The sequence below is a fragment of the Halorubrum sp. GN11_10-6_MGM genome (assembly GCF_005435165.1).
Classification (GTDB): domain Archaea; phylum Halobacteriota; class Halobacteria; order Halobacteriales; family Haloferacaceae; genus Halorubrum.
The window spans coordinates 39,335-61,228 of sequence record NZ_SGUC01000017.1; the positions used below are offsets into that span (position 1 = coordinate 39,335).

22 protein-coding genes are annotated in these 21,894 nt (G+C 72.3%); 5 read left to right on the top strand and 17 right to left on the bottom strand.

The genetic code is table 11. The annotated features are described in order from the left end of the window. Positions 1-86: 86 nt before the first annotated feature. The 10 genes from EXE46_RS09935 to EXE46_RS09980 form a co-directional block, all read right to left on the bottom strand. Positions 87-989: an NAD-dependent epimerase/dehydratase family protein gene (locus EXE46_RS09935; RefSeq protein ID WP_137688240.1), complete on the bottom strand. Its 903-nt coding sequence runs from the start codon at positions 987-989 to the stop codon at positions 87-89. Then, complete coding sequence (locus EXE46_RS09940; RefSeq protein WP_137688241.1) at positions 986-1,438, bottom strand: DUF5791 family protein; 453 nt, start codon at positions 1,436-1,438, stop codon at positions 986-988. The genes EXE46_RS09935 and EXE46_RS09940 overlap by 4 nt, the downstream gene beginning before the upstream one ends. Before the next feature lie 59 nt (positions 1,439-1,497). Further along, positions 1,498-4,761 carry a hypothetical protein gene (locus EXE46_RS09945; protein ID WP_137688242.1) on the bottom strand — a complete coding sequence of 1,088 codons (3,264 nt, stop codon included), beginning with the start codon at positions 4,759-4,761 and terminating at the stop codon, positions 1,498-1,500. Then, entirely contained in the window at positions 4,755-5,351 is a 597-nt protein-coding gene (locus EXE46_RS09950) for a hypothetical protein (RefSeq protein ID WP_137688243.1), read from the bottom strand. Before EXE46_RS09950 ends, EXE46_RS09945 begins: the two co-directional genes overlap by 7 nt. Further along, the gene (locus tag EXE46_RS09955) at positions 5,342-5,803 is read right to left on the bottom strand and encodes a hypothetical protein (RefSeq protein WP_241981527.1); all 462 of its coding nucleotides are present in this window, start codon (positions 5,801-5,803) and stop codon (positions 5,342-5,344) included. The genes EXE46_RS09950 and EXE46_RS09955 overlap by 10 nt, the downstream gene beginning before the upstream one ends. Positions 5,804-5,809: 6 nt before the next feature. After that, a complete protein-coding gene (locus EXE46_RS09960; RefSeq protein WP_137688244.1) occupies positions 5,810-6,307 on the bottom strand; it encodes a hypothetical protein in 498 nt (165 codons plus the stop codon). A gap of 85 nt (positions 6,308-6,392) precedes the next feature. After that, complete coding sequence (locus tag EXE46_RS09965; RefSeq protein ID WP_137688245.1) at positions 6,393-8,225, bottom strand: type II secretion system protein; 1,833 nt, start codon at positions 8,223-8,225, stop codon at positions 6,393-6,395. Next, on the bottom strand, positions 8,222-10,171 hold the full coding sequence (locus tag EXE46_RS09970; protein ID WP_137688246.1) for an ATPase, T2SS/T4P/T4SS family: 1,950 nt from the start codon (positions 10,169-10,171) through the stop codon (positions 8,222-8,224). Before EXE46_RS09970 ends, EXE46_RS09965 begins: the two co-directional genes overlap by 4 nt. Positions 10,172-10,253: 82 nt before the next feature. Further along, the gene (locus EXE46_RS09975; protein ID WP_137688247.1) at positions 10,254-10,718 is read right to left on the bottom strand and encodes a hypothetical protein; all 465 of its coding nucleotides are present in this window, start codon (positions 10,716-10,718) and stop codon (positions 10,254-10,256) included. Positions 10,719-10,725: 7 nt separating this feature from the next. Further along, positions 10,726-11,466 (bottom strand): hypothetical protein, encoded by a 741-nt coding sequence (locus EXE46_RS09980; RefSeq protein WP_241981528.1) that lies wholly within the window; start codon positions 11,464-11,466, stop codon positions 10,726-10,728. A 75-nt stretch (positions 11,467-11,541) separates the two neighbouring features. Between EXE46_RS09980 and EXE46_RS09985 the strand changes: the two genes are divergently transcribed. Further along, on the top strand, positions 11,542-12,621 hold the full coding sequence (locus EXE46_RS09985; protein WP_137688248.1) for a tubulin/FtsZ family protein: 1,080 nt from the start codon (positions 11,542-11,544) through the stop codon (positions 12,619-12,621). 114 nt (positions 12,622-12,735) lie between these two features. Next, positions 12,736-13,443, top strand: a complete 708-nt coding sequence (locus EXE46_RS09990) for a phosphoglycerol geranylgeranyltransferase (protein WP_137688249.1) — start codon at positions 12,736-12,738, stop codon at positions 13,441-13,443. A gap of 33 nt (positions 13,444-13,476) precedes the next feature. Here the strand turns inward: EXE46_RS09990 and EXE46_RS09995 are convergent, their stop codons facing one another. After that, entirely contained in the window at positions 13,477-14,106 is a 630-nt protein-coding gene (locus EXE46_RS09995; protein WP_137688250.1) for a riboflavin synthase, read from the bottom strand. Between the two features lie 150 nt (positions 14,107-14,256). Between EXE46_RS09995 and EXE46_RS10000 the strand changes: the two genes are divergently transcribed. Beyond that, entirely contained in the window at positions 14,257-14,580 is a 324-nt protein-coding gene (locus EXE46_RS10000) for a hypothetical protein (RefSeq protein WP_137688251.1), read from the top strand. Between the two features lie 36 nt (positions 14,581-14,616). On the opposite strand, the gene EXE46_RS10005 is transcribed toward EXE46_RS10000, so the two are convergent. The 5 genes from EXE46_RS10005 to EXE46_RS10020 form a co-directional block, all read right to left on the bottom strand. Further along, positions 14,617-15,981 carry a Xaa-Pro peptidase family protein gene (locus tag EXE46_RS10005; protein ID WP_137688252.1) on the bottom strand — a complete coding sequence of 455 codons (1,365 nt, stop codon included), beginning with the start codon at positions 15,979-15,981 and terminating at the stop codon, positions 14,617-14,619. Next, complete coding sequence (locus EXE46_RS10010; RefSeq protein ID WP_137688253.1) at positions 15,978-17,822, bottom strand: UvrD-helicase domain-containing protein; 1,845 nt, start codon at positions 17,820-17,822, stop codon at positions 15,978-15,980. Before EXE46_RS10010 ends, EXE46_RS10005 begins: the two co-directional genes overlap by 4 nt. A gap of 106 nt (positions 17,823-17,928) precedes the next feature. Continuing rightward, positions 17,929-18,087, bottom strand: a complete 159-nt coding sequence (locus tag EXE46_RS17170) for a hypothetical protein (RefSeq protein ID WP_198945678.1) — start codon at positions 18,085-18,087, stop codon at positions 17,929-17,931. Between the two features lie 86 nt (positions 18,088-18,173). Continuing rightward, the gene (locus tag EXE46_RS10015; protein ID WP_137688254.1) at positions 18,174-18,356 is read right to left on the bottom strand and encodes an HVO_0416 family zinc finger protein; all 183 of its coding nucleotides are present in this window, start codon (positions 18,354-18,356) and stop codon (positions 18,174-18,176) included. Between the two features lie 182 nt (positions 18,357-18,538). Next, positions 18,539-19,081: a CDP-2,3-bis-(O-geranylgeranyl)-sn-glycerol synthase gene (locus tag EXE46_RS10020; RefSeq protein ID WP_137688255.1), complete on the bottom strand. Its 543-nt coding sequence runs from the start codon at positions 19,079-19,081 to the stop codon at positions 18,539-18,541. A gap of 130 nt (positions 19,082-19,211) precedes the next feature. On the opposite strand from EXE46_RS10020, the gene EXE46_RS10025 reads away from it, so the two are divergent. Both EXE46_RS10025 and EXE46_RS10030 read left to right on the top strand, forming a co-directional pair. Further along, positions 19,212-20,051 carry a proline dehydrogenase family protein gene (locus EXE46_RS10025; RefSeq protein ID WP_137688256.1) on the top strand — a complete coding sequence of 280 codons (840 nt, stop codon included), beginning with the start codon at positions 19,212-19,214 and terminating at the stop codon, positions 20,049-20,051. Positions 20,052-20,138: 87 nt separating this feature from the next. Continuing rightward, entirely contained in the window at positions 20,139-20,846 is a 708-nt protein-coding gene (locus EXE46_RS10030) for a DUF502 domain-containing protein (RefSeq protein WP_137688257.1), read from the top strand. 74 nt (positions 20,847-20,920) lie between these two features. On the opposite strand, the gene EXE46_RS10035 is transcribed toward EXE46_RS10030, so the two are convergent. Further along, positions 20,921-21,850 (bottom strand): branched-chain amino acid transaminase, encoded by a 930-nt coding sequence (locus EXE46_RS10035; protein ID WP_137688258.1) that lies wholly within the window; start codon positions 21,848-21,850, stop codon positions 20,921-20,923. Positions 21,851-21,894 lie beyond the last annotated feature (44 nt).

The following is a 21,894-nucleotide window of genomic DNA, read 5'->3' on the forward strand; positions in this document are numbered from 1 at the left end:
CGTCACTGTTCCGACCGATCGGAACCGACGAAATCGAACGCACTCGTCCCGGACCGAGCCGACGAGCTCCCTCGTTGGGGGACGCGCTATCCGTTCGCGGCCCGATACGCGCGCACGGCGTCGCGGTACCCCGACCGGAACGTGGGGTGGGCGAACTCGTAGCCGAGTTCGCGGAGCAGCGCGTTCGAACAGCGCTTGCTGGTCCGTATGCGACGCTCCGCCGCCGCGGAGAGGTCGCCCGCCGCGATCCGCTCGTCCTTCGACAGCTTCTCCGGGCGCGGAACGCCGCAGGCGTCCGCGAGCCAATCGGCGAACGCGTGTTTGTCGACCGGCTCGTCGTCGACGACGAGGACGGCGCTGTCGCGCGCGCGGTCCGTCTCCAGCAAGTACCGGATCGACCCCGCGGCGTCGTCGCGGTGGACCATGTTCAAGTAGCCGGCCGTCACCGGCCCCTCTACGTACCGCTCCAGCCGGTAGCGCTCGGGACCGTAGAGTCCCGCGAACCGGACGACGGTCCCGTCGATCCCCCGGTCGGCCGCGTGTTCGGTCGCGACTCGCTCGGCCTCGGCGAGGACGCGGGTCTTCTCGGTCGTCGGCTCGACCGGCGTCTCCTCGTCGACCCATCCACCGTCGTGGTCGCCGTACACGCCCGTCGAGGAGGTGTACACGAGTCGGTCCGGGGGGGAGGCCCGCGAGCCGTACTCGTCGACGACGTTCGTCAGCCCATCGACGTACACTTCGCGAGCCGCCTCGGCACCCTTCCCGCCCGAACTGGCCGCGAAGACGACCGCGTCCGCGTCCGGGAGCGCCGGGAGCGACTCCGGGTCGGTCGCGTCCGCCCGGACGGCCTCGACGCCGGGTCCGACGGCGTCGACCGCATCGAGCCCGCCGTCCGACCGCCGGACGCCGGTGACCGAGTGCCCGCGAGCGTGGAGCTGCTCCGCCAGCGTCAGCCCGACGTAACCGCAGCCGACGACGACGACCCTCATGGCTTCCGGCGCTCGATTACCGCGAGGATCTCGGCGAGCTGTCCGAGCGTCATCGTCGTTCGGCCCTCCAGCGCCTGCTGGACCTCCTGTCCGGTGAGGTCGGCGTCGATCTTCGCGGCGATCGAGTCGACGTCGAGGACGGCCGTCGCCATTCCCATCAGCAGGTGATCGCGGACCTCGGCGACCATCGTGTCGGCGTCGCGATCCGGGTTCGCCGCCGCGAGGACGGCCGTCGCGTCCGCGAGCGAGAGGCCCGCGACATCCCCGCCGCGGACGGCGTTCGCGGACGCTTCAGTCAGTCCGACCTCTCCGACCAGCCCGTCGGGATCGACGCCCGCCGCCGCCTGCGTTACCATCGCCTCGAAGGCGGCGAGCAGGTCATCGGCCGCCGGCTCGTCGGCGTCGACGTCGGGTCCGGCTCCGCGACCGTCGACGACCTCGTGGAACATAGGGTCTCTCGGTCGCGCCGTCTCAAAACGCCTGCGGTCGGCGGCCTCGACGGCGTCCGTCAGTCCCCCTGCGCGGCTTCGCAGTCGTCGCCCGCCTCCGGCGACGCGGTCAGCGGTCCCGGGCACGGCCAGCCGCCGGACGTCTCCTCTCGCGTCCCGTCGACGTCCCCGACGCCGGGGGGACCGGCGGGAACTGCGACGACGACGACCGTCCGCGTGTCGAACGCGACCGGCTCCGTGGCGCCGAGCGTCACCGACTCGCCGTTCACCTCGACGGCGACCTCGCCGGGCTCCCGAACGTACTCGAACGGCCGGTCTGGGGTCCCGACGTCCGCTCGGAGCGCGAACCGGGGATACTCTCCTCGCACCTCGACGTTCCACGCGTTGACGGTCGCCACCCAGTACCCGGGCACGGGCGCGACCGGCAGCCCCGCTCCGACGCTGCGAACGGGCTTCGGAACCCGCTCGTCGGGCACCGACGCGACCGCCTTCTGGGCGCGGGCTTCGATCTTCGACTCGACCTTGTCCCGGCGGATAGTTCGGGACGCCGCCGTCGTCGCGTCGACGAATCGGGCCGGTATCCGGACCGCGTCTCGTCCCGCCGCTTTCCGCACCTCGACGCGGAGGTGTGCCGCGAGTCCGATCCGCTCGGCCCTCGACAGCGATCCCACTCGGGCCGCCTCGGTCGCGACCCGGTTCGGGTACTCGCCGTCGCCGACCGCGACCGCTCTGTCCCCGAGCGAGTCGTACTCGGCCGCGACGTCCTCCACGACCGCGTTCCGCGCCTCGCGCGAGAGGTCGGTCCGGCTCGCGAGCCGGTCTTTCAGCGCGCCGTCGACGCGTCGCAGCGCGTCGTCGACCCGTCCGGCGAGCGCGTTCCGATCGGCGCGAAGGTCGTCGTCGTCCGCCGCCGCGAGCGCCTCGTCGGCCGCGAGGAGCGACCGCCCGGCGACGCCGAGTCGGACCGTGTCGTCGGTCCCGAGGATCCGATCGGCGATGCCGCCGGAGACGTCGCTGTACGGGAGCGTGACGTAGTTCACGTTTCGCGTCGCGAGCGGTCGCGTCGTCGTGCCGTCGACGCCCTCGACGCGCTCGCCGTCGACCGTCGTCCGCGGGAGGTATCCCGGTGACCCCTCCGGGGCGAACGTGACGGCGCCGCCCGGCCCGTCGTCGCCGACGGCGTAGGTTCCCGGGTCGCGGGCGGCCTCGCGGCTGGCGATCACTTCGCCCACGGGAGGCCCCCCGAACGCGTCGTTCACTCGGTCCAAAACCCCGTCAGTCGCCGCTTCCCTGTCTTCGGCGGCCGACTCCAGTTCCTCGATCACGGCGTCGAGATACGCGGCGCGCGCGGCGACCCGCCCGCGGTCGACCGCGCCGTCGTACCTCGCCGGGGCGTCGCGGAGCGCGTCGCGGCGGTCGCGCACGGTCGCGGCGAGATCGCGGTACGGCGTCGACTCGCCGGTCGCTGCGTCGGCCATCGACGCCTCGGTCTCTAAGTCGCGAACGCGTTCCGACAGCGACGAGACGTCCCTCGCGATCCGGGCTCGGTCCGCATCCGACCGGTCGCCGTACACGACCGCCGACCGCCGCTCGTCGCCCGCTTCGACGGCGGCGCGCGCCAGCCGATCGACGTCGGCGTCCGTCTCGATGTCCAGCTCCGCTCTCGCGGTCGCCGGCGTGTCGGCGAGGTCCGGCCCGTCGAGCCCCCGGCCGTCGGCGGCGCCGAACGTCGCCGTCGGCCTGTCGGGGGCGTCGCCGCGGGGCGCGTACGTTCCTGTCACCGATACGCGGACGCGATACCGGTCCGTCGCATCGTCGCTCGTCACGGCGCGGTCGATGCGCACGTCCTGAACCGTCCCGTTCGGCCCGCGCTCGACGATCCGTCGCTCCCACGTCGCGGTCGCCTCGCGCTCGACGACGACCTCCCGCGTCGCGCCCCCGAACGACACCGACTCCCCGGCCGACACCGTCGCGCCGTCCGTCCCCGTTCGGAGGTCGCTCCCGCCGGTCACGCGGACGCGCTCCGTCCGCGACGTGTCGACCCGCCGCCAGGGCTCGTCGCGCAGCGATCGGGGCCGGTCCGGCGTCACGTGACCGCCGTCGGCGACCTGCGTCGTCTCCGTCTCCACGGTCGCTTCGACGCGGTGGCTCGCCCGAACGATCGATCCGAGACCGTCGTGGACGCGGGTCGCGGCGCGGTCGGCCGCGTGTCCGACCTCGACCGACGCGGTCTCGCTCGTCGCGTCTCCGGCCGGGTCGAACGCGGCGTCGACGCCCGCCGTCGCGTTTCTGCTCGCCGTCGCGTCTCCGCTCGCCGCCGCACTCTCCGTCGAGGTCGAATCAACTCCCCCGGCGCCTCCCGTCGGCGTCGGCGCTCCGAGGACGGCGTCCGTCCACGAGGCCTCGTCGACGCCCGTCGGCGAGAGCAGGTCGGTCACTCCGGTTCGAGCCGTCGCTCGCGCGACGCCGCCGCGGGCGTCGGGGTCGCTGGCTCCGAACACGTCCCGCTGGACGCGGACGATCCCGGCGTTCGTCGACAGCTCGACGTGGCGGTTCGCGACGACGTTCTCGACGGGAGCGCCGGCGTACTGGCCGTACCCCCGAGCCCACGCCATCGCGTAGAGGCTGGCGGTGACCTGTCGGCCGAGTCCGGGCCCCTCGACCGGTCCGCGGTTGAGCCGGCGCTCGAACCGCTCCGTTCGCTCGTGAGCGGCCAGCGTCGGCACGGCGACCGTGACCGTCCGGGACCGCGTCCGGTTCACGACGGTCCGACCGTCCCGCGTCGCCGTGGTCGCGACGCCCTCGAACGTCACCCGCGTCGCGGTCCCGTTCGCGGCCGGCTCGACGCGAACTCGTTCGCGGGCGGCGACGAGGTCCGCCGCCGAGTCGACGGTCGGTAGCGAGACGCTCGCCCCGGTGTCGCCGACCTCGGTCTCGATCTCGCGAAGCGCCTCGGCGCCGGCGATCGCGAGTCGGACTCGCAACGCGTCCTCGAACGCGGACGCCTCGCGGATCGCCTCGGCCGCCGGTCCGTCCGGCGCACGCGTCACCGGCTCCGTCGCCGCGTCGTGGGCCGCTTCCCGAGCCGCGCTCCTGAGCGCGGCGGTGGCGTCGGCGTCGACGCGCTCGACGGCGCGCTCGACGCGCCGATCCTCGCCGACGAGCCCCTGATCGGCGAGTCCAGCCGCGTACGCCGAACTCGTCACGAGCAGCAGCACGCCGACGAGCGCGAACGGCACTCGCGCTCGCTCGTCGACGGTGAACGTCCGCGGCCGTCGGTCGACGCTCGATCGGCCGTCGTCGCGACTCCCCACGGTCACCACCTCCGGACGACGATCCGGACCACGGCGCCCGCATCGGCGGTGTCTGGCGCCGATCCGACGTCCGTGCCGCCCGGAAGCGGCTGTCTAACGACCGCGACGCTGACCGTGGCGTCTCGCGGCGGTTCCGGTCCGACGGCGACCGTCCACCGAGTCTCGCCCGCGCTCGACCCGAACGAGGCGGTCGACGATGACTCCCCCCGCGTCCGATACCGCTCCGGCACGCCGGCGACCCGTTCGTCCGTTCGTGTCGGTTCGTCGACGGTCACGTCGACGCGCGTCCGCGGACCGACGCCGGTACGAACCGCGTCGACCGCACGGCGGTCGAACGCCGCCTTCGTGCCGCCGTCCGCGACTCGTTCGGCGACCAGCGCGAGCAGCTCAGCTCGGGTCGCGTGAACGCGGCGCGTGTCGTTCGGCGCGCCCCCGTCGGGATACGTCACGGTCGCGGTCTCGGTGACGAGTCGGTCCGCGGCGTCGCTCGCGGTCGGACCCTCCGGACCGCCGACACCGCTCGCCCCGAGCGTGACGACGCTCGCGGAGACGCAGAGCAGCAGTACGGTCACGTCGAGGACAGTGCTGGTCATCGCCACACCACCGCCCGAAGCGTTCCGCGGACGTTCCGCCCCGGTGCGATCCGGACCGTCACCCGCCGTTCGGCGGTCGCGACCGCCTTCGGAACGCGGACGCCGGGCGGGCCCGGAGCGTCGGGTCCCGACACGGCCAGCCACCGTTCGCCGTCCGCTTCAACTTCGATCGCGGTCTCGGTCCCCGGCGCTTCGATCTCTCGCATCCGGCTCGGATCGACGACGCCGCCGACGGTGACTCGCTGATCGACGCGATCGAGGGCCGCCTCCGCGCGCGCCCGGTCGCCGTCCGGCATCGCGTCCGCGAACGCGCCGGCGTACAGGCCCAGCGCGAGTCCGACGACGACGACCGCGACGAGCGCGGCGAGGGGTTCGACGGCGGCGCGGTCGGCGGTCGAGAGCGGCTTCGTCGGACCAATCGGTTCCGAATCTCTCGTCGGGGTTGAACTGTCCGACACGCGAGATCACCCGACGAGCGTGACGCGGACGCCGCCGTAATGCACCCGTCGAACCGTGAGCCGATCCGGGGCGGGCGTCCACTTCGCGTCCGCCGCCCTCGCGCGGTCGGCCGCCGCCGCGAACGCCGCCGGATCGTCGAACGCGGCGTCCGGCGGGGCGCCGTCGAGGACGCGCCGGAGTCTCGCGTCCGTCGTCGCGTTCGGTGCCGCGGCGGGCGGCCGGACCACCGGCGTGATACGGGGTGCGTCAAGCGCGGCCCGCGCGGTCCCCCGATCGTCGCCGAGGGAGACGGAGCCGCTCGCGAGTCGGATCCGCTCCGCCGCCAGTCCGTGTTCGGCGGTCGCCGGATACTCACCGTCCGCGACCGAGTCGACCGTGCGCGCGAGGCCGTCGGCGTCCGGCGGCGGGGAGGTCGGGAAGGCGGCGGCCACGCCGACGGCCGCGACGCTCACGACGGCCAGCCCGAGCCACGCGTACGTCGCGTCGAGGTGTATCTCGAACATGGCGCGGCTGGCCGCGGCTTCGTATATAAATGGTCGGCGTCGGGGGCCGGATCCGATCGCCGTCGCAGTCCCGGAACCGACCGGCTCAAAACAGGAGGCCGGCGCCGGCGAACGAGACGAGGAACGTCGCGGTGGCCGTCGGCAGCGCGATACCGATCCGATACGCCACCAGCGTCCGGTCGAACCCCCGCTCTAGGCCGGTCGCCAGCCCGGTGAGGAGCGCCGCGAGCAGCAGCACGTACGTCCCCACGATCCGCCCGAGTACCGGTACTGACAGGACCCCCGCGCCGCCGCCCGTCTCGGCCGCGCCGCTTCCCCCGGCCGCGCCACTGGTGCCGGCGGCCGCTCCGCCGCCGGGACCCAGCCCGCCGCCACCGAGCGCGTCTGCGCCCGCCGCCGCTCCGGCGCCCAGACTCCCGACGTCGGCGGCGTCGATACCCGTGGCGAGCGCGATCGTCGCCCCGCCCACGAGGGGCGCGAACACCGCGGCGGTGTTCGAGAGCGTCCCCGTCACGGTCGCCAACTGGCGGCGTGCGTCGCGTTCGAGTTCGCGTAGCGACTCCAGCTGATCCGCGAGTTCCAGCAGCACGTCGCCCGCGGGCCGCCCCTCGCGCGCGGCGACGGAGAGCAGCGCGATCGCGCCCCTGACCCTGGGCGACGGGACGTCGGCCGCCGGGCCGCCACGTCCGAGAAACGCCTCGCGGACGCCGACGCGCAGCGTGTCGCTCCGTCGCCCGGCGCGCTCGAACACCTCGCCGGTCGCGCCGTCCAGCCGCTCGCCGGCGTTCGCGACCGCGGTCTCGACCGCGACCCCCTCCGCCACGTCCCCGCCGATCACGGTCATCGCGTCCGGGAGCCCCCGCTCGACGTCGCGCACGTCCGACAACACCGCCCGGCGCGGTCGCGCGAGGACGAACAGCGCGCTCCCGACGCCGACGCCGATCCCCGCCACCGGCCACGCCCACGGCGCGACGGCTCGCGCGGTGACGACAGCCGCGGCGGCGCCGAGGGCGCACCCGGCGAGGAGTGCGTGGACGCGTCGCTCCGGCACGTCGGGGTGATCGCCGCCGATCCGTGGCGGCGGGAACGCGACCGGTCGGCGGAAGAGCAGCCACGCCGAGGCGGCCACCAGCCCCCCGGGAAGCGCGACGAGGTACAGGCCGGCGACGAGCCGGGGACCGATCGCGACGCCGGCCGCGGCGCCCGCGGGAAGCAGCGCGATGAGCGCGAGCGGGAGTAACACGCCGAACGCGTACAGCGCGGAGACCGGCCCGCGCACCGCGCCGACGAACGAGGCCAGCCGGTCGGTCGTCCCCGAGAGCGTCGCGTCCAGGGCACGGTCGAGACACCGCCCGCGGCGCTCCGGCGGTGCGGTCGCCGCAGTTCGGACGAGGGCCGCGGCGCGATCGATCGCCGGGAACCACGGGCGCCACTCGCGGGCGAACGCCTGGAGACCGCTCGTCGGCCCGTCCGCGCTGCCTCGCTCGTGGCGGGAGAGCGCAGCGGCCAGCGGCCCGTCGCCCGTCCGCGCGGCGAACCGCACCGCCCGCTCCGCCGAGGGGTCGAGCCGCATCCGCAGCACGAGCCGTCCGACCAGCCCCGGCGCCGCGCCGAGCGCCCGCGTCCGACGGAGCGACGCCAGCCACACCGGCGTCCGGTGGACGGCGTGTACCACGCCGACGAAGGCGGCAATCCCCGCCGGTGCCGCAGTGACCGCGCCGCCGACGAGCGCGGCGACGGCGGTGACGACCGCGCCGGCGGCGGCGCCGATCCGGTATCCGACGGCCACGACGCGCTCGGCTGAGACGTCCCACCCGAGGAACGCGACCGCTCGTCGCAGCTCCTCCGAGGCGTCCGCCTCGTCGCCGGCGGCGGAACGACGCGACCCGCCGGACGGGTTCGATCGGGTTCCCGTCATCGGTCGCCTCCGGCGTACCGTGCCGGCGCGATCCGACCCGTTCGAACCGCGTCGCGAATTCGGTCGCTCCGACGCTCGACGGCCTCGCGAACCGCAGCGTACGGTTCGTCCGGCTCCGCGAGATCCTCGATCAGCCGGCTTTCGCCGCGGTCGATCCGGCCCGTCGCGACGAGCCCGGTTTCGGTCCGTTCGAAGAGCGGATCGAAGTGTACGCCCCCCTCGTGGCCGCCGACTTCGACGATCGACGCGAGGCGGTGGTCGTCGAACACGGCGATCAGGTCGGTCGCGCCGAACGAGGAGCGGTGGACGCCGAGGTCAGTGACGACGCGCTCTTCGACCGCCGCCGGGTCCTCACCGTGGATCGTCCCGAGAACCGTCTCGCCGGCGGCGCCGACCCGCATCGCCTCGTACAGCGCCTGTGCCTCCTCGCCCCGAACCTCGCCGACGCTGATCGCGCCGCCGCCCATGCGGAGCGCCGTCCGGACCGCGTCCGCCGGCGCGAGCTCGGCTCCGTCCCCGACCCGGAGCCGCTGTGCGTCCCGTCCGGCGTCGGCGAGCGCGTCCACCGGGAGCTCCGGCGTGTCCTCGATAACGATCGTCCGCGTCTCGGCCGGTAGCTCCCACAGCAGCGCTCCGAGGGCCGTCGTCTTTCCGGCCGCCCGTCCGCCGGCGATCAGCCCGGTCACGCCGCGCTCGACGGCAACCGACAGCAGCCCGGCCGCCGCGGGCGTGAGGGTATCGACGGACACCAGCCGAGCGAGCGTCCACGCCTCCGGATCGCCGCGCCGGAAGGTAAAGGAGAGACCGTCGCTCGCCGGGGCCGTAGCCGCGGCGACTCTGACGCGCCCGGTCTCGGACTCGATCGTCGCGTCGAGCGTCGGCGTCGCCCGCGAGAAGGCCCGTCCGCTCGACCGCCGGAGCCGCGACGCGAGCGTGGCGGCCCCTTCCGGCGGGAGTCGCACGTTCGTCCGACACCGCTCGCCGTCGAGGACGACGCGCAGGGGGTTCTCCGCGACCGGCGCCGTCACCGTCGCGTCACTCACTCGGTCGTCGGCGAAGACGTGCTCGAACGTCCCGTAGCCGTGCGTGTGCCGCCGCAGGATCTCGGTCAGATCCGCGATCGGATCGTCGTCGTCCGCGGCCGCCCGCACCGCGCGCCCGGGTGCCCTGTCACCGCCCTGTGGATCGTCGAGCAGACGGTCTCTCGCGGCGGCGAGGGTCGCCACCGCGTCCGCGTCGAGATCGGCGGTCGGCGGCGTGAGGTGGTACGTCCTGAGGGCGTCGTCGCCGTCGTAGAGGCGCACCGTCGCCCCGGTCGGGACCGTCCAGCGGTCGACCAGCGTCGCGCCCGGCGGGGGCGCGGCCGCGACGCGCGCGGTCGCGGCCGTCGGACCGACGTGCGCGCGCAGACTCTCGCTCAGATCGCGTCCGTTCTCTCCCGCGTCCGCGTCTCCGGCGAGGTCCTCGGCGGCCGTAAGCAGCCCCGCCTCGTTCGCGATGCGGTTCGCCGCCCCCGCGCGTCCCGCCGCCTCCGCCGCCGCACCGAACGGATCGCGAACGACTCGGTCGGCGAGCCGCTCCTCGTGGAACCCGATCCGTTCTCGGAAGCGTCCCGCGGCGATCAGGAGGTCGGCCGCGCGGTCGGCGTAGGTGCGCTCCCGCCCGCGGTGTCGAGTTCGGATCACGTCGGCGTCGCGGTCGGTGAGCGCCGTGACGACGGTCGCGAGGCAGTCCGGGCTCGCGGCGAGGTCGCCCCGCCCGGGGCAGCCGTTGGCGTCGACGTCGAGCACGGCCCGGCCTTCGACTCCCGTCCCCACCGGTTCGCGGAACGTCGGTTCGCACCGACAGTCCCCGGTGTCGTCGTCGATCCACGGAAGCAGTCGGCGCGGCAGATCGCCGGTTTCCTCGGCATCGCCGGCGATCCGCTCGGTGAGATCGAGGTCCATGGCGTGGGGGGCCGCGGTTTGATATATAAAGGATCGCTCGGACGCTCGTCCGGGTCGTTCGGGTCGTCCCCGTCGCCCCGGCTCATCCGACTCGACGGATCCGGACCGTCGGCCCGTCGTCGTCGACGTACCGGATCCGGATTCGGTTCACTCCGCCCGGCCGCAGCGCGATCGGTCCCCCGCCGAGGTCGACGGCCGTCTCTGCGGGACCCGTTCCGACGCGGAGCGTGCGCGCCGGCCGGCCGTCGATCCGATACGTGAGCGCGACGCCGCCCGGCCGGTCCGGTGATTCGACGAGCGCGACGCGATCGATATCGGCCGCGGCGAACCCCGTCGGCACGCGCAGGAGCACCGTCGTCTGCGCCGCCATCGCGGGATGGCTCACAGGGGTCGAGTCCGCGACGACGGCGCCGATCGCCCGCTCCAGTCGCTCGGTTTCGGCGCCGATACGCTCCGCCGTCGTCGCGGTTCGTGCCGTTTCGACTGCGGGCATCGACGCCGTCAGGAGGGCGATCGCCACGAGGACGGTGAGGGCCACGCGGATCACGGCTCGCTCACAGCGACTCCCTGAGGCGATCCAGCGCGTCCGCCGCCCACGCGTCGCCGTCATCGTCGCCCGCGGTCCCACCGTCCTCGTCGCGGCCGCGGTCGCCGTCGCGCGGTCCGGGCGCCGGGCGGTCGTCCGGTAGGGCGGCGTCGAAGGCGCTCTCCGACGGAACGGTACACTCCGAAGCGACGGCGCGTTCGCCGTCGCTCGCGGCTCGCCCGACGCCGTCGCTTCCCGTATCTCGGTCGCCCGCTCGCCGGGAGCCGCCCGCTCGTCCGGCACCCCTCTCTCGTCCAGCGTCCCCTTCTCTCCCGGCCTCGGTCGCCCGCGCCAGCGCGAGGTCTGCCCGCCGCTCGACCTCGCGGTTGACCGCTCTGACCGCTCCCGCGTAGCCCCGGATCGCCTGCGTCGCCGCCTCCAGCTCCGCGACGCGCGCTTCGAGGTCGTCGAGCCGCGATTCGAGCCGCTCGCGCTCGGCCGTCGCCTCCGCGTCCGCGGCGGCGTCGGCCGGTCGCGCGTCGCTCCCGGTCACCGCGCGTTCGACGGCGCGGAGTCGGGCCTCGATCCGGTCGTCCGGCCCCTTCGTTCCCGCCGTCGCTTCGGTCTTCGCTCCCGCCGCCGCCGCGCCGGTCTCTGCGCTTGTCGCCGCCGCGTCGGTCTCCCCGCTCGTCGACGTTGCGTCCGTTTCGGCTCCCGTCGCGTCCAGTCCCGCGGTCGTCGGTGCGACGTCCTGCGCGTGGTCGGTCATGCGGACCCGTTGCCCGCGGTTTCACTCTTAAAATCGGGGGAAACAGTATTGTCGAGGGGGACGGTACGTCCTCGCATGAAAGCAGTCCTCCTCGGCGTCGGACAGGCGGGCGGCAAGCTCACCACCGCCCTCGCGGAGTTCGACGCCGACGCCGGCTACGGCGCGGTCCTCGACGCGCTCGCCGTCAACACCGCCGCGGCCGATCTCGACCCGCTCCCGCTCGAAACGGTCCTCGTCGGGCAGTCGCGCGTCAGCGGCCACGGCGTCGGCGGCGACAACGAACTCGGCGCGGAAGTGATGGACGAAGACGCCGTCGAGGTCCTCGACGCGCTCGCCCCGAAGATCACCGCCGAGGCCGAGGCGATCTTCGTCGTCGCCGGCCTCGGCGGCGGGACGGGCTCCGGCGGTGCGCCGGTCCTCGTCCGCGAGTTGAACCGCGTGTACGACGTCCCCGTCTACGCGATCGGTATCCTTCCCGGCCGCGACGAGGGGACGATGTACCAGGTGAACGCCGGCCGGTCGCTCAAGACGCTGGTGCGCGAGGCGGACGCGACGATCCTCTTGGACAACGACGCGTGGCGCTCCGCGGGCGAGTCCGTCGAGGGCGGCTACGAGGCGATCAACGCGTCGATGGCGAAGCGCGTCGGCCTCATCTTGGCCGCCGGCGAGGCGGTCGAGGGGGTCGGCGAGTCCGTCGTCGACACGAGCGAGGTGATCAACACGCTCCGCGCGGGCGGCATGGCCGCGGTCGGCTTCGCCTCGGCGCCCGCGGCCGAGGACCCGCAGGAGAACGTCACCACGGTGACGAGCGCGGTCCGCAGCGCGGTGATGACGGGCCTCTCGCTGCCGAACGCCACCGACGCCGACGCCGCCCTCGTCGCGGTCGCCGGCGACCCGGACCGGATCTCGCGGAAGGGCGCGGAGAAGGCCCGCAAGTGGCTCCAGGAGGAGACGGGGTCGATGCAGGTCCGCGGCGGCGACTTCCCGCTCGACTCCGACCGGATCGCCGCCCTGGTCCTCCTCGCGGGCGTCGAACGCTCGCAGCGCGTCGAGGCGTTCTTGGAGCGCGCGCGGCAGGCGGTCCGCGACGAGCGCGAGGAGAAGCCCGACCCGGCGGCGGCGTTCGAGAACGACGAGCTCGACGACCTGCTCTGAGGCGGCCGCGACGATCGAACCGCGACGCCCGAAGCCGGCTCCGAGCCGGGCGACGTGCCCGCTCGCGGGACAGGTTCCGCACCTTTTTGGTTCCTGCCGGTGGAGTCGCTTCCGATGAACAACCCGTGGGACGACTGGGACCACGTGCTGAAGGTCGACCCCGACAAGGACCTGCGGCCGGGGGAGACCTTCGAGGACGTCTGCCGGACCGGGACGGACGCGATCGAGATCGGCGGGACCCTCGACGTCACCGCGGAGAAGATGACCCGCGTCGTCGACGCCGCCGCGGAGTACGACGTGCCGCTGTACCAGGAGCCGTCGAACCCGGGCGTCGTGATCGACTCGCCGGCGCTCGACGGCTACCTGATCCCGACCGTGTTCAACGCGGGGGGCCCCTTCTGGATCACCGGCGCGCACAAGGAGTGGGTCCGCATCGACGACCTCGACTGGAGCCGGACCCACACCGAGGCGTACATCGTGATGAACCCCGAGGCGTCGGTCGCCCAGCTGACGGAGGCCGACTGCGACCTCAGCGCCGACGACGTGGCGGCGTACGCGAAGGTCGCTGAGCGTATGTTCGGCCAAGAGATCGTCTACGTCGAGTACTCGGGCACCTTCGGCGACACGGAGAAGGTCGCGGCCGCCCACGACGCCGTAGACGAGGCGACCCTCTTCTACGGCGGCGGGATCGGCGACTACGAGTCGGCCAACGAGATGGCCGCCCACAGCGACGTGATCGTCGTCGGCGACCTCCTTCACGACGAGGGCGTCGACGCCGTCCGCGAGACGGTGAAGGGCGCGAAGGACGCGCACGACGACTGACGCGCTCGCTCCTCTGAAACTGCGCGTTCCCGCTCAGTCGCCCGCGGCGTACCCGTCCAGCATGTTCTCGACGTACTTCGCGATCACGTCGACCTCCAGGTGGACCGGGTCGCCGACCGACTTCTCCGAGAGCGTCGTCAGCTCGTAGGTCGTGGGGATGATCGCCACGTCGAACTCGTCGCCGCGCTTCTCGGCGACCGTCAGCGAGATGCCGTCGAGCGTCACGGACCCCTTGTCCACGAGGTAGTCGCCGTGGTCCTCTGGGATCGCGAACGCGAACCGCCAGTCCTCGCCGACGCGCTCGATCCCCGTCACCTCGGCGACGGTGTCGACGTGGCCCTGAACGACGTGGCCGTCGAACCGCCCGTCGGCGGGCATCGCGCGCTCGACGTTGACCGCGTCGCCCGCCTCGACCTCGCCGAGGTACGTCTTCGCGACCGTCTCGCTCGCGAGGAACACCTCGAACCACTCGCCGCCCCCGTCGTCGCCCTCGTCGCCGCCGCCCGCGAACTCCTCGACGGTGAGACAGACGCCGCTCACGCTGATCGACTGGCCGTGGTGGAGGTCGTCGAACCCGTCGACGCCGATCCGCAGCCGGAGCCCGTCGTCGGTCTCGGTCCGCTGGCGGACCGTGCCGGTTCCCTCGACGATGCCGGTGAACATACCGGAACTGGGGGCGGGTGACGGATATCGGTTCTGGGTCGACGCGCCGAGCGTTGCCCGCTCGCCGATCGCTGCCCGCTCGCCGATCGCGGGCCGGCCGTCGGCCACGCGCCGCGGTCCTTTTGCCCGCCGGGGATCAACGGAGGGTCGATGCGACTCGGACTGCTCGATATGATCGGACTGGCGGCCTCGCTCGTGTTCGCGCTCCCGCTCGCGAACTACGCCGTCGTCCGGCTGTTCGCCGGCGAGGTGGCGCTCGGCGGGGGCCTGCTGGTCGTCGCCGTCGCGATGGTCGTCCTCCCGCAGTACTTCCTCGACCCCGCCAAGATCCTCCGACGGCTGCTCTCCGGACTCCTCCCGTCCCAGCTCCGCGGCGGTTCCGCCGACCGGGCGTCGGCGGACGACTCGGCCGACCAAAACGACGGGTCCGAGCCGAGCGACGCCGCGGTCGAGGGCGACGCGGCGAACCGGTGACCGGCGGGGCGACCCGAGCCGGCGCTCAGCTCGCGTTCACGCTTCGTCCCCCTCGTCGGTCGGTGCGATCCCGAACGGGTACTCGGCCAGTATCTCGTACCCGTCGTCGGTGACGAGGATCAGGTCCTCCAGCCTGACGCCGCCGACCTCGGGGTCGTAGACGCCGGGCTCGACCGTCACGACGTGGCCCGGCCGAAGCTCGCCGGCGCCCGTCAGCGACGGCCCTTCGTGGAGGCTCACGCCGACGCCGTGGCCGGTGCCGTGGGTGAACCCGGCCTCGCCCTCCCCCGCGTTCGGGTCGAAGCCGTAGGCGGCCAGCTCCGCGGCGGCCTCGCCGTGGACGGTCTTCGCCGGGACGCCCGGTTCGACCTCGGCGAGCGCGGCCTCGCGGGCGGCCTCGACCGCGACGTACGCTCGGCGCTCCCAGCCGCCGTCGCCGTCGACGACGAACGTTCGGGTCGCGTCGCCGTAGTGGCCGTCCGGGCCGCGCGGCGAGACGTCGAGCAGCACCGTCTCACCCGGACGGACGGGGTCGTCGCCGACGTAGTGGAGGTCGGCCGCGGACGGCCCGGCGCCGATCACCGTGTTGCCCGCGTCGCGGACGCCGCGTGCGGCGAGGACCGCGTTCACCTCGCGGCGGAGCCGCTCGGTCGTCAGCGGCTCGCCGTCCCACCGGAGCGGCGGACGGCGCCCGTCCTCCGGGTCGTCTTCGGCGGTGTCTCCGTCGGCGGGATCGCCCGCCTCGACGACCTCGCTCTCGGCGAGGACCGCCTCGGCGCGGGCGATCCCGGCGACCGTCGCGCGCTGGACCCGCCGGAGCCGGTCGACCTCCGCCGGTGTCTTCCGCTCTCTGGCGGCCGCGACCGCGTCCGTCGACGCGAGCTCGTTGCCCGCCCGTTCGAGGTACACCGCGGCGTCGTGGGGGATCGACGCGGGAGCGAGAACGGTGCGATCGCCGCGTTCGGCCGCGACGAGGTCGTCGAGGACGGCGGCCGCGCGCTCGCCGGCGTGGTCGCCGACGTTCCCGGTCCGGACCTCGCGGACGACCCCGTCGTGAACCGCCGAACCGCCGCCGCTCGTCGGGCCGGCGTCCGGGTCACGCGCGCTCGCGACGAACTCGCGTTCCGCCTGCTCGCGGAACAGCGCGGGCGCGCAGAGGACGGCGCGGGCGTCGGAGTCGTCACCGGTCGCTCCGCCCGTCGGAACGACGACCAGCGCGGACGGTCGGTCCGGCCCGGCGAAACGCGTGAGGTAGCGGAGCTCGTCGTCGAAGCGGTCGCCGACGGCGACGAACGCGTCGGCGTCGGCCGCGTGGACCGCCTCGACGACCGGTCCGAGGTCGGTCCGAAGCGGGCGGAGCTCTCCTCCCGCGTCGTCCGAGTTCGCCGCGTCCTCGCTCACGGCTCGGGTTCGGGCACCGCCACCTCGGATTGGACCTCCTCGACGAGCTCCTGTGGCGGCTCCTCGCGGAGTTCGTTGAACAGCAGGACGCTTATCGGGAGCGTCGGCGCGCCGCCGATGAGGCTCTCCATGATCACGAGCCGCTCGCGGGCCCGAGACATCCCGACGTAGAAGACGCGGCGCTCGTTGTCGGTGAGGACCGGGACGGGGCTCGTGGACTTCGTGAACTCCTCGACGCCGTCGACGTCGGTCGGGTCGTCGATGGAGGCCGCCATCTGCTCGACGACCTTCTCCGTGAGGTCTGTCGCGACGAACACGTGGTCGGCCTCGCGGCCCTTCGCGGAGTGGATGGTGCCGACGCGGACGCGGGTCGGGTCGGTCCCCTGGTACTCGCCGTCGAAGTACGCGCCCATCGACTTGCGCTGGAAGCTCGTCACCTTCCGGACCATGTCGTCGGCGCTGGCGGTGTCCGGCATGAACGGGATGTACTCGTCGAGCGTGTCGGCCGCGACCTCGATCTCGGCCACGTCGTCCGCGTCGGCCGCCTCCTCGCGGTCGTCGAGGAAGTCGTAGAACTCCTCGCGGTCGTGGGTGCCGAACGCCGACTCCTGGAGCATGTCCGCCAGCCGTCGCGCCTCCAGCCCGGTGACTGGATCGCCGTCCTCGGCCTTCTCGACGGCGCTGACGTAGTCTTGGACGCGGTCGGTCCACATCCGCCCGTCGGTGAGCATCGTGAACGGGATGCCGTGGTCGATGAACTCGTCGATGAAGTCGAACATCTGGTAGCGCGCCCGGAACAGGCACATCACGTCGCCCTCGTCGTCCTCGATGGTGTACCGCACGTTCCGGACGAGCTCGATCATCGACGGCGACTCGATCGCCTCGACCGTGCCGCCCTCCTTACGCGGGTGGAGGTCCTTCTCCTGCCGCTTGTCGATGTGCCGGATCTCGGCGTTGACGACGTTGAGGATCTCCGAGGGGAGCCGGTAGGAGTTCGGGAGGACGACGTCCTCGTCGACGTCGGTGTCTAAGAGGAGGTCGGGGTCGGCGCCCTGCCACGCGTAGACGACCTGGTCGTCGTCGCCGGCGATGAGCACCTTCTCGGTGTGCGGGCGCCACTCCTCGAAGACGTTGTACTGGAGCGTCGTGATGTCCTGGAACTCGTCGATGATCAGGTAGTCGACGCTGGGGACGAGCGAGCGCTGCGCGACCCGTTCGAGCATGTCGGCGAAGCCGACCAGATCGTTGTCGCCCTTGTACGCGCGCCACGCCCGGATCGTCTCGGGTATGTCGATGCGGTCGTCGTCGGAGGGCCACGTCGGCGTGTACTTGTTCCCCTGCTGGGCGTTCGGGTCCTCCTCGGGCGGGAGTCGGACCTCCTCGACGTTCCACTGGAAGGGAACGTCGTACCAGTCGGCTACGTCGCGCTCGGTGCGCTGGAGCCACTGCGAGGTGGCGATGATCTTGTTACCGATCGTCGTCGAGCGCGCGGTCCGGCGGCCGGCGCCGCCGTGCTGGTCCTCGAACTCGATGCCGTACTCCTCGCAGAACGCCTCCTTGTCGTCCTCGCCGACCACGTCGCCCCGCGAGAGGTCGAGCAGCTCGTACGCCTTCGCGTGCATCGTGCTCACGTTCCCTTGGAGGCTACGCGGGGAGATGTCGAGCCGCTCGGCGAGCCGCTCGCGGATCTCGGCGGCCGCGGCGCGCGTGTACGAGACGACCAGCACGTCGCGAACGTCGGCGCCCTCCTCGTCGAGAATCTCCTCGACGCGGTCGAGGAGCGCGGTCGTCTTCCCGCTCCCGGGCCCCCCGAACAGCCGCGTCGCCGTGGTATCAGTCATTATTACCCCCAGATTCCGGTTCTCCTTAAACGCCGTGGCTCGGTAATCGCCCGTGCGAGCGTCGCTTCGGCGGCGACGAAGCGGCGACGCATCGCCCGCTCCCGCCTCAGCTCCCCCGCGTCGCGCGCGCTTCCCGGACGTCGGCGCCGTCGCGGACCATGTCCTCGCAGGCCGGGCAGACGCGGGGACGATCGACCTCGTTCGGGGTGAACACCCGAACGTAATCTGTCGTGACGAACGAACCGCAGTTCTGACAGGTCGGCATGGTAGCCTCTATCGAGTAATTCCACATAATACTACCGGGGAGATTAGCGGAAAGAAAAATCGCGAAACGCGGTGTCGCCGCGGACGTCAGCTCGGCCGCCAGTCGCAGACCGAACACCTCGCGGTTCCTTCCTCGTGGAGCGCACCGCACTCGGGGCACTGGAGCTTGTTATAGGATCGCTCCCAGCTTACGATCTCCGTCTCGTGGCCGCGGTCGGAGAGGAACTCGTCGAACACGTCGCCGTCCGAGCTGGGTGCACTACTAGACATGCGTGATATGGTATGCCACACCAACATATATATCTTTCTCCCGTTCTCGTTCTCGAGAACATAGCGGACGGACGATCAGTTATCTCGGCAAACAGGTCTCAATACGAATATTCACACCGCTCGGGGCGGGCGGGCGTCGGACCCGTCTCACCGCGGCTCGTTCGAGGGCGGTGTCCGGCCGCTCACCACGGTTCGTTTTTCAGTCCGAGCGCGTACGCCCCGACGTTCGTGAGGACGTGGAGGACGGGGGTCATCACGAGGACGACCGCGAGGACGCGGGGCGTGAACACCGCGAGCGCCCAGTCGGTGTCGACGACGAACGCGAGCGCGAGCGCCCCGACGACGAAGTCCAACTGGTCTAAGCCGGGGAACGCGGCGCCGCGCTCTCGGCCGGACCGCCGTTTGAGGAACGAAGCGCCGATGTCGCCGCACATCGCGCCGAACGCGAGCGCGACCGCGGCCGGAAACGCGAACGTCGGGAGGGAGACGCCGAGCGCGGCGCTCGCGGGGTCGGCGAGGGCGTTGAGCGCGAGCGCGAGGAGGACGCCGACCAGCGTCCCCGCCGCGGTGCCGCGCCACGTCTTCCCGTCGCCGAGCAGCCGCGCCCCGCGCCACTCGCGTCCCCCGTCGATGGGACGGCCGCCCCCCGCCAGCACCGCGGCGTTGTTCGGAACGTACGCCGGGAGCATCGCCCAGAACGCGGTCGCGACAAGCGTACCGATCATGTCTCCACGGGCGACGCGCGGCGTGTTATAAACCTCGGATCGGCCTTCCGGTCGCGGGCCTCGGGTCGGCCTTCCGGTCACGGCCGCCGGGTCGCCAAAGGTAAAGTTCGCTCCGTCCGGAACTATCAGTATGCTCCCCCCTATCGCCCGTCGGTTCGTCGCCGGCGAGAGCGTTCCGACGGCCCTTGACCACGCCCGCGCCGCGAACGAGGACGGCGTCGCCGTCATCCTGAACCTGCTCGGCGAGCACTACGACGATCCCGCCGACGCGCGTGCCGACACGGACGCGTACCTCCAGCTCCTCGACGACATCGCCGACAGCGGCCTCGACGCCTGCGTCTCGGTGAAGCCCTCGCAGATCGGGATGGACGTCTCGCCCGACCTGTTCGAGGAGCACTACCGCGAGATCGTCGCCCGCGCTCACGAGCTCGACGCGTTCGTCTGGTGCGACATGGAGGACGCCGACACCACCGACGCCACCCTCGACGCGTTCGAGTCGATCGCCGCCGACTACCCGTGGAGCGTCGGCCAGTGTCTCCAGTCGAACCTCAGGCGGACGGCCGACGACCTCGACCGCCTCGTCGACGTCCCGGGGAAGATCCGGCTCGTGAAAGGGGCGTACGACGAGCCGTCGTCGATCGCGTACACCGACAAGGCGCGCGTCGACGAGGCGTACCGCGACGACCTGCGCTTCCTCTTCGAGCGGCGCGACCGCGGGATCGCCGTCGGGAGCCACGACCCGGCGATGATCTCGCTCGCGGACCGGCTCGCGCGCGAACGCGGTGCGACGTACGAGGTCCAGATGCTGATGGGCGTCCGCGAGGACGCCCAGCGCGACCTCGCCGCGCAGGGGATCGACGTGTATCAGTACGCGCCGTACGGCGACAAGTGGATCTCGTACTTCTACCGTCGCGTCCGCGAGCGCAAGGAGAACCTGACGTTCGCGGTGCGGGCGGTGTTCGGTCGGTAGTCGAGCGCAGCCAGCCGGGCCGGCCGCCCCGCCATCCGATCGCGTAGAAGCCCTCTTAAGGGTCGCCGACGCATACCAACGCGATAGATGTCCACGTGGAAACGCGACTTCGCCAGCGGGCTCATCGTGCTGGCGCCGCTCCTTGTCCTCCTGTTAGTCCTCCGCTGGATCTACCAGTACATCGCCTCGATCCCGCTGATAGAGGACCTCCAACCGGCGGTCATTCCCGGGCCGCTGGAGCCCCTCTCCCGGGTCGTCATCGCGTTCGCGGTGTTCGCGACCGTCGTGCTCGCGGTGGGGTACTTCATGCGGACCACCCTCGGTCGGCTGGCGGAGTCTGCGGTGGACGACACGATCAACCGGATCCCGGCGCTCCGGGTGGTGTACAACGCCTCGAAGCTCGCGATCGAGACGGCGATCTCCGGCACCGACGAGCTACAGAGCCCGGTGTACATCGAGACGTGGCCCGGGATCCGGATGACCGCCTTCCGGACCGGGAAGAAGACCCGCGACGGTAAGATCGTCCTGTTCATGCCGACCGCGCCGAACATCACCACCGGCTTCGTCATCGAGGTCGAACCCGAGCGCATCGAGGAGACCGGCGAGACCGTCGAAGAGGGGATGACGCGCGTCCTCTCCGCAGGGTTCGCGGAGTCTGCCCATCAGGTCCCCGTCCACGAGGAGGAGCCCGGCGACGCCGACGGGACTCCCGGCGGATTCGGGCGCGTGCGGACGGACGGAACCCCCGGGAATAACGGGGGGACACCGGGCGACGAGAGCGGTTCGAGCGAGTAGCGGTTCGGGTGCGTAGCGGTTCGGGTGCGTAGCGGCTCCGAAAAACTGGTCGGGAGAACGGCGGCCGAGGCGAACTACAGGTACGTGAACCACTCGTCGTGGTCGTCCGTGCGGCGCTCGACGAGGTCGAAGAAGGCCTGTTGGAGCTCCTCGGTGACCGGCCCGCGGGTGCCGGCGCCGATCTCCGTGTCGTCGACCGAGCGGATCGGCGTGACCTCGGCGGCGGAGCCGGTGAAGAACAGCTCGTCGGCGGTGTACAGCTGTCCGCGGGAGATGACCGCCTCGTCGTGGACCTCGTAGCCCCGCTCTTTGGCCAGCGCGATCAGGGTGTCCCGGGTGATCCCTTCGAGGATGGACTGCGCCGGACCGGTGGTGTATATCTCGCCGTCGTTGACCATGAAGACGTTCTCGCCCGGCCCCTCCGCGACGTTCCCCTCCTTGTTCAAGACGATCGCCTCGACGTAGCCGTTGCGGCGCGCCTCCTCGCCCGCGAGCATCGAGTTGACGTAGAGCCCGGTGGTCTTCACGTTCGTCGGCACCTGCGAGGAGGCGTGTTTCCGCCACGAGGAGACCATCACGTCGACGCCCCCTTCGAGGGCCTCCTCGCCGAGGTACGCGCCCCACGGCCACGCGGCGAGCACGAGGTCGGTCGGGCAGTCCTTCGGCGAGACGCCGAGCGAGTCGTAGCCGTAGTAGGCGATCGGTCGGATGTACGCGGAGTCGAGGTCCTGCCGGTCGAGCAGTTCGAGGGTGGCCTCGGTGATCTCCTCGCGGGAGTGTTCGATATCCATGTCGTACATCTTCGCGGAGTCGAACAGCCGGTCGAGGTGTTCCTCCCACCGGAACACCGCCGGTCCCCGCTCGGTGTCGTAACAGCGGACGCCCTCGAACACGCCGCTCCCGTAGTGGAGCGCGTGGGTCAGAACGTGGGTGGTCGCGTCCTCCCAGTCGAGGAACTCCCCGTTCTTCCAGATCGTGTCGACGTCCATCTCGTCGAATCCCATACTCGGTCGTTGCGGTCGGCGGGCTTAAAACTGTGACAAGCGGC